Below are 6,639 nucleotides of genomic sequence, written 5' to 3'. Positions count from 1 at the left end.
ACAACAAGGTGTTTTTCTCCATCACTGTTCCAGCGCGCGCGCCGCCGGAACAGTGATGGAGAAAAACACCTTGTTGTCGGCAATGAAAATATCCGAGACAAGTCCCAGATCGACAATGTTGCTGTTGAAATCAGGCCCGGTCACCGTCTTCAGCTGATCGAGAACCTGATCTTTGCTCACGCCTGCCATGCTTGCTGTCCCTTTTGTTTCTTACCGCTTCACATAGTGCAGTTGAGCAGAAACGCCAATGGGGCAAAGCGTACCTTCGCGCGCGAACCGCCGCGTTGAACGAGGCGGTCTGCAGAGCAATCCGCGCAAGCAGATCAGACTTTCCATACGCCTGGCACCTGCCGGGTCGCGATGTTGAGACGGTTCCAGACATTGACGTTGGCGATGGCCAGCACCAGATTGCCGAGCCGCTTTTCATCGAAATGTCTGGCGGCTTCATTCCAGACGTCATCCGGCACCGGATCGGCCCGATCCGCAACACGGGTCACCGCTTCGGTCAGGGCCAGGGCGGCGCGCTCCGCCTCGGAGAAGTACGGCGTATCGCGCCACACGGACACGGCGAAGAGCCGTTCATCGGTTTCACCCGCCTTGCGGGCAAGGCGCGGATGCATGTCGACGCAGACACTGCAGCCGTTGATCTGGCTGGCGCGCAGATGCACGAGTTCAAGCAGGCCTTTCGGGAACTCGCTGTCACCGGTGGACGCAGCCAGTGCCTGCAGGGCTTTCATTGCTTCAGGGTTGATCATTGCCGGGTTGCTCATACGTGCTTGCATCATTTTTTCCTCTCGTTTGACTGACGCCCGAAACCAGATATCCGGGCTTTTGCTCTTGACGGTTTCCCGGACCCGATTTCTTGTCACATCGGCCGGATTTCGTTCGTCATTGCTTTGACGGAACAGGGCGAGGAAACGTGACAGATGAACGAGAAAAAATTTCTGACCGAGCAATTCGAGGCCAATCGCACCCATCTGCGGCGGGTAGCCTACCGGATGCTCGGCTCGATGACCGAAGCCGATGACGCCGTACAGGAGGCCTGGCTGCGCTTCAGCCGCGCGCATACGGACGACGTCGGCAACTTGGCTGGTTGGCTGACAACTGTCGTCTCACGCGTATGCCTCGATATGCTGCGCTCGCGCACATCACGGCGCGAGGACCAACTGACTCCGCAAACACCAGAGCCCGTGGCAGGCCGCGAGTCAGGCGGCGATCCCGAACATGACATTGTAATGGCAGATTCGGTGGGGGCGGCTCTGCTCGTGGTGCTCGAACGGCTGGCCCCGGCGGAGCGGCTGGCTTTCGTGTTGCACGACATGTTCGGCATATCGTTCGACGAGATTGCGCCGATTGTCGATCGCACGCCGGAGGCGGCAAGACAGTTGGCCAGCCGGGCACGCCGCCGGGTGCAGGGAACGGATACCATTCCGGCACGCAGCCTTGCCCGTCAGCGCGAGATCGTGAATGCCTTTCTGGCGGCTTCCCGCGGTGGCGATTTCAACGCGCTTCTGGCCGTGCTCGATCCGGATGTGGTGTTCCGTGCGGACAAAGCAGCGGTGCAATTGGGCGCAATGGCGGAAATTCGCGGTGCGGAAGCCGTGGCCAATACGTTCAAAGGACGCGCACAGGGTGCAGTACCGGCGCTTGTCGATGGCGTGCTTGGTCTCGTGGTCAAGGTTCAAGGCAGGTTGCATGTGGTCCTGAACCTGACGATTGCAGGGGACAGGATCACTGCCATTGAAGCTGTTGCCGAATCTTCCCGCCTCAACGCGTTTGATCTGGTGGTGCTCAGGAAAGGCAAGGGCCAAAAAGAATGAGACCAGATAACGGTCTCATTCTGTTTTGGAGGAAAAACTTCAGGAACCAATGAGAAGCCGCAGCTTCTTCAGGGCCACATCGGTGGTTTCCTTGTAGTCGATGGTGCTCTTCAGGCGGGCATCCCGGTCGAGCAGCATCACCGATGCCGTGTGATCCATGGTGTAGTCGCCATTTTCCGTCGGCACCTTGCGGGCATAGATCTTCCAGCCCTTGATGACCTTCTCCACTTCCTTGGGATCGCCGGTGATGCCGGTGATCCGGTCGGTGAAGGCGGCCGTGTAGCCCTTCATCACCTCGGGCGTGTCCCGTTCGGGATCCACCGAGATGAAAAAGACACGCAAATCCTTGCCTTCATCGCCCAATGCCTTGAGCCAGCCCGCCATCTCGAACAGCGTTGTCGGGCAAACCTCGGGACAATGGGTGAAACCGAAGAACAGCACCGTCGGATGTCCCTGGAATGCCGCTTCGGTGATCGGCGCGCCATTCTGGTCGATCAGCGAAAACGGCACACCAAGCTTCACCGGCTCTATCTCGTTGCCCTTGCGGGCGCTGTAATAGGTGAAGGCGAGGAAGATCATCAGAACGGCGATGACCGACCACAGTGCAATGCGGACGCGGCGGACGTTCATCACTGGCCATGCTCCATGGAGGTTGCGCCGGCAGCTTCCACGTGCAGTTTGAGCTCAACCTTGCCGGCCTTCTCGAATTCGAGGGTTACCGGGACGTCTTCGCCCTTCTTCAAGGGCTGCTTGATCTCCAGCAGCATCAGGTGCATGCCGCCCGGCTCGAGGTCGACGGTTCCGCCCGCGGGAATTTGCACACCGTCCGCAAGCTTGCGCATCTTCATCACTTCGCCGTCCATCTTCATTTCATGGACTTCGACGCGCGCCGCAACAGGGCTGGAGCCGCCCAGCAGGCGGTCCGCTTCCTTGGCCTCGTTGGTGATCGAGATATAGCCGCCGCCAACCTTGGCACCCGGCAATGTGGCGCGGGTGAAGGCATCGGTGAACACGAGATTGCCGACTTTGACCGCGTCCGTGGCTTCATGCTTCTGCATTTTGGCAGCACCTTCCTTGGCCATGGCCGAATGATCATGGGCCAATGCAGGTACGGCGAAGGTTGTTGCCAGCAAGAGGGCAGCAAATTTGAGAGTGGATTTCATGGACGTTCTCCAGTTCCGTTGTTTATGAGAATACGCGTTTGAGCGGGGAAGGAACACGCTGGATCAACTGATCGAGAACCAGCATGGCGAGAATGGCAAAACCTGTGAGCGGGAAGAGCACGCCGAAGCCGAGGATGACCAGGGTCAACGCGGCAAAGACGCTTTTTTGCGATGGCATGGGTGGCACCCCCAGACGCCCCGAGGGACGACGCTTCCACCACATGACCACGGCCGAGACAGCGGCGAGAATGATGGCAAAGCACGTGACCAACATGACGATCTGGTTCAGGAGGCCCCAATACTGTCCCATATGGACACCGATGCCGAACTCGATGGCCTTGGCACCCGCGCCATAATCGGCAAACTTCAGATCGACCAATGGTTTGCCGCTGTACTGATCGAAATGGATCGTCCGCTGCATGGCGATATCGTCCGGGAAAATCGCCGCGGTATAGACGCCTTCAGGCCCGGACGGCAGCGATACCTCGAAGCCCGGTGTGATGCCTTCTGCCCTGGCGGACGCCACGATCCGGTCAAGGCCGACGCTTTTCATCACCCCATCGGCTGTCGATGCCGGAACCGGGGCGTTTTCGATGGTCCAGCCCGCCTCGGTCAGCACATCCTTTGTCGGGATTTTCGACACCGGAACGTCGTTCCACAGCTGCGTGGGGTATCCGAGGCCCTTATCCGCCAGGGTGGCATTGAGCTTGTCACCCCAATAGGCCGACCAGGGCATGCCCGTGATGGCAAGGAAGAAGATCAGAGCCCCGGCAACAGCACCGGTCACCGCATGCAGGTCGCGCCAGAAGATGCGCTTGTCGGGCGTGCCGCGAACCGTGATGACGCCGCCCTTCTGCTTGCGCGGCCACCACAGATAAAAGCCGGTGACGACAAGGATCAGCGCGAGGCCGCCAACGGCCTCGACCACTCGGTCAAGCGCCAGCCCGAAATAGACGAGGCTGTGAATCTTGCGCACGACCCAATTGAATTCCTGCTTCTCGGCAACCTTGCCGAGCACCGAGCCGGTATAGGGATCGACGAAAACAAGGACCTTCCCGGCATCCGTACCGAGGATAACCCGGGCGGACTGGGTCGGCGTGGAGGGGTCGCGATAGCGCAGGATGGTTGCGCCGGGGACCGCAGCCTCTGCGTTCTTGATCAGCAGCGACGGCGCAAGCACCTCGCTGCGCGGCGTGACGACATTGCGGTAGGCAAACACCGTGTTGTCGATTTCATCCTTGAAGAGATAGAGCCCGCCGGTGATGGCGAGATTGAGCATGAAGGGGATGACCAGAAGGCCGGCGAAAAAATGCCAGCGCCAGATGGCGCGGTAGAGGGATTGACTGATGTCCTTGGGCTTCTGCGAAGCCATGCTTGAGACGCTCATGCGTGTTCCAATCGTCTGACAGCAACAATGGTTGGCCTTTGAAAGACCAATGGGCGCGCCCAAAACGGCGCAACCTTTCCGACCGGTGGCGGACCAGCGTTCGAAAAGTTTGTGTCAGACGAGAGGGGGAGCCTGAGGCGGTGCTGCCGGAGGATAGAGGCTGCGGGCAATCAGCACCGCTTCGCGCTTGATGGCGAGCGATACCGCCGGTTCTACACGCTGACCGCCGGTGTGAGGCGGAACAGGGAGAATGAACGATGCGGAAATACGGCAGGCTTCGCAGCCCGTGCCGTGCCATGCGCTCTTGTGCGGATCCTGGTCACCACTACCGGGAAGGCAGAGCACGGGAACAGTGCCGTCGGGCAGCGTATAGGCGGCAAGATCAATCTGATTATTGGATGCCGCAATGACCGGCTGATGGGCAAAGGCGACGAAGACAAGCGCCAGCGCGCACAGCATGCGCACCGCCAGTTGCCAATCGTATCCGTATCTGCGCATCACATCCCCGTTTTGCGGTTCCGGCTAACCAGATAACGCAGCTTGCGCGGGAAATCTATGCGGCAAAGCGACAAATGCTGGATCGCCTAGGCAGGTAGACGATTGATCTCTATCAGCCAAGCGTTCACAGGCACGTCTTTGAACGTCGCTGTTTCGGAGCCGCCGAGATGCAATACATCATCCAAACCGAGTGTTTCGCCTGATGTGAGCTTCGCATCACTGCGCAGAACCACGAATGTTTGCGCCGCATTCCCCTTGATTGACGCATCAACCACCTTGCGAACCCGCGCTGTAAATTTTCCGCGACGGACCATGACGTTGAGGTCCGTAACCTCGCGCAGCACCACCGCGCTTGTCGGGGTATCGCCGGGAAAGGCAATCGCCGGAGACAATGGACCGAGCGTTTCAGGCGGCCGGCCATCCACGCCCAGCACCATTTCGCCTTCCAGCACGGCTAGCACGCGGTCGACGCCCGGAAAGGCCGAGAACGGGCCGGAATCCGGAACGTTTGCCATGCTGATGCGCCAGTCAAAGCTGTCGACCGATGCGCCTTCGGGAAAAACGGCAATCTCGGTGGTGACACCCTTGCCGTTTTTCCAAGGCATCTGCCGGTGCCCGGCCGAACGCAGGATGCGCATCAGCCGAGAATACCCGGCAGGTTGAGGCCCTTCTCCCGGGCGCAATCGATGGCGATCTCGTAGCCCGCATCCGCATGGCGCATGACGCCGGTGGCCGGATCGTTCCACAGAACCCGTTCGATGCGGCGCTTGGCATCATCCGTACCGTCGGCGCAGATCACCATGCCCGCATGCTGCGAGAAGCCCATGCCGACACCACCGCCATGATGCAGCGACACCCATGTGGCGCCCGATGCCGTGTTGAGCAGGGCATTGAGCAGCGGCCAGTCGGAAACCGCATCCGAACCGTCCTTCATCGCTTCGGTCTCGCGGTTCGGCGAGGCGACGGAACCGGAATCGAGGTGATCGCGCCCGATGACCACAGGTGCCTTGAGTTCGCCGTTGCGCACCATCTCATTGAAGGCAAGACCAAGGCGATGCCGATCACCCAGGCCGACCCAGCAGATGCGGGCGGGAAGGCCCTGGAACGCGATACGCTCGCGCGCCATGTCGAGCCAGTTGTGCAGATGGGTATTGCCGGGGGTGAGTTCCTTCACCTTGGCATCGGTCTTGTAGATATCCTCCGGGTCGCCCGACAGCGCCGCCCAGCGGAACGGACCGATACCGCGGCAGAACAGCGGACGGATATAGGCGGGAACGAAGCCGGGGAAAGCGAAGGCATTTTCCAGTCCTTCGTCCTTGGCGACCTGACGGATATTGTTGCCATAGTCGAGCGTCGGGACGCCGGCGTTCCAGAAAGCAATCATCGCCTCCACATGCTCGCGCATGGAGGCACGGGCAGCCTTTTCGACGCCCTTGGGGTCGCTTTCGCGCTTGGCCTTCCATTCGGCGATCGACCAGCCCTTGGGCAGGTAGCCATTGATCGGATCATGCGCCGAGGTCTGGTCGGTGACGATATCGGGGCGCACGCCGCGGCGCACCAGTTCCGGCAGGATTTCCGCTGCATTGCCGAGGAGACCGACGGACTTGGCTTCACCGGCCTTGGTCCAGCGGTCGATCATTGCAAGCGCCTCATCCAGCGTTTCGGCCTTGGCATCGACATAACGGGTACGCAGGCGGAAATCGATCGAATCCGGATTGCACTCGATGGCGAGGCAGCAGGCACCGGCCATGACGGCGGCCAGCGGCTGCGC

At 60.4% G+C, this 6,639-nt stretch carries 8 protein-coding genes and 1 pseudogene; 1 reads left to right on the top strand and 8 read right to left on the bottom strand.

Annotation, left to right across the window (positions count from 1 at the left end; all coding sequences use genetic code 11):
* Positions 1-33: 33 nt before the first annotated feature.
* Both RDL77_RS24550 and RDL77_RS24545 read right to left on the bottom strand, forming a co-directional pair.
* Positions 34-189: pseudogene (locus RDL77_RS24550) on the bottom strand (iron-sulfur cluster assembly protein); the annotation flags it as partial.
* Between the two features lie 134 nt (positions 190-323).
* Complete coding sequence (locus RDL77_RS24545; protein WP_223612419.1) at positions 324-782, bottom strand: carboxymuconolactone decarboxylase family protein; 459 nt, start codon at positions 780-782, stop codon at positions 324-326.
* A gap of 144 nt (positions 783-926) precedes the next feature.
* Between RDL77_RS24545 and RDL77_RS24540 the strand changes: the two genes are divergently transcribed.
* On the top strand, positions 927-1,820 hold the full coding sequence (locus RDL77_RS24540; RefSeq protein WP_288195105.1) for a sigma-70 family RNA polymerase sigma factor: 894 nt from the start codon (positions 927-929) through the stop codon (positions 1,818-1,820).
* 39 nt (positions 1,821-1,859) lie between these two features.
* On the opposite strand, the gene RDL77_RS24535 is transcribed toward RDL77_RS24540, so the two are convergent.
* The 6 genes from RDL77_RS24535 to hutU all read right to left on the bottom strand — a co-directional run.
* Positions 1,860-2,450 carry an SCO family protein gene (locus tag RDL77_RS24535; protein WP_223612228.1) on the bottom strand — a complete coding sequence of 197 codons (591 nt, stop codon included), beginning with the start codon at positions 2,448-2,450 and terminating at the stop codon, positions 1,860-1,862.
* Positions 2,450-2,983: a copper chaperone PCu(A)C gene (locus tag RDL77_RS24530; RefSeq protein ID WP_288195102.1), complete on the bottom strand. Its 534-nt coding sequence runs from the start codon at positions 2,981-2,983 to the stop codon at positions 2,450-2,452. Before RDL77_RS24530 ends, RDL77_RS24535 begins: the two co-directional genes overlap by 1 nt.
* A gap of 22 nt (positions 2,984-3,005) precedes the next feature.
* Positions 3,006-4,370, bottom strand: a complete 1,365-nt coding sequence (locus RDL77_RS24525; RefSeq protein ID WP_288195101.1) for a PepSY domain-containing protein — start codon at positions 4,368-4,370, stop codon at positions 3,006-3,008.
* A 114-nt stretch (positions 4,371-4,484) separates the two neighbouring features.
* Positions 4,485-4,868 carry a hypothetical protein gene (locus RDL77_RS24520; protein ID WP_288195100.1) on the bottom strand — a complete coding sequence of 128 codons (384 nt, stop codon included), beginning with the start codon at positions 4,866-4,868 and terminating at the stop codon, positions 4,485-4,487.
* 86 nt (positions 4,869-4,954) lie between these two features.
* Entirely contained in the window at positions 4,955-5,506 is a 552-nt protein-coding gene (locus RDL77_RS24515; RefSeq protein ID WP_288195098.1) for a HutD family protein, read from the bottom strand.
* Positions 5,506-6,639 (bottom strand): urocanate hydratase (gene hutU / locus RDL77_RS24510; protein WP_288195097.1); only part of this gene is annotated, 1,134 nt, incomplete at its 5' end. The genes hutU and RDL77_RS24515, both read right to left, overlap by 1 nt.

The sequence above is a fragment of the uncultured Phyllobacterium sp. genome, from assembly GCF_902479695.1.
GTDB lineage: Bacteria > Pseudomonadota > Alphaproteobacteria > Rhizobiales > Rhizobiaceae > Phyllobacterium > Phyllobacterium calauticae.
This window is presented reverse-complemented; position numbering and strand designations above follow the sequence as displayed.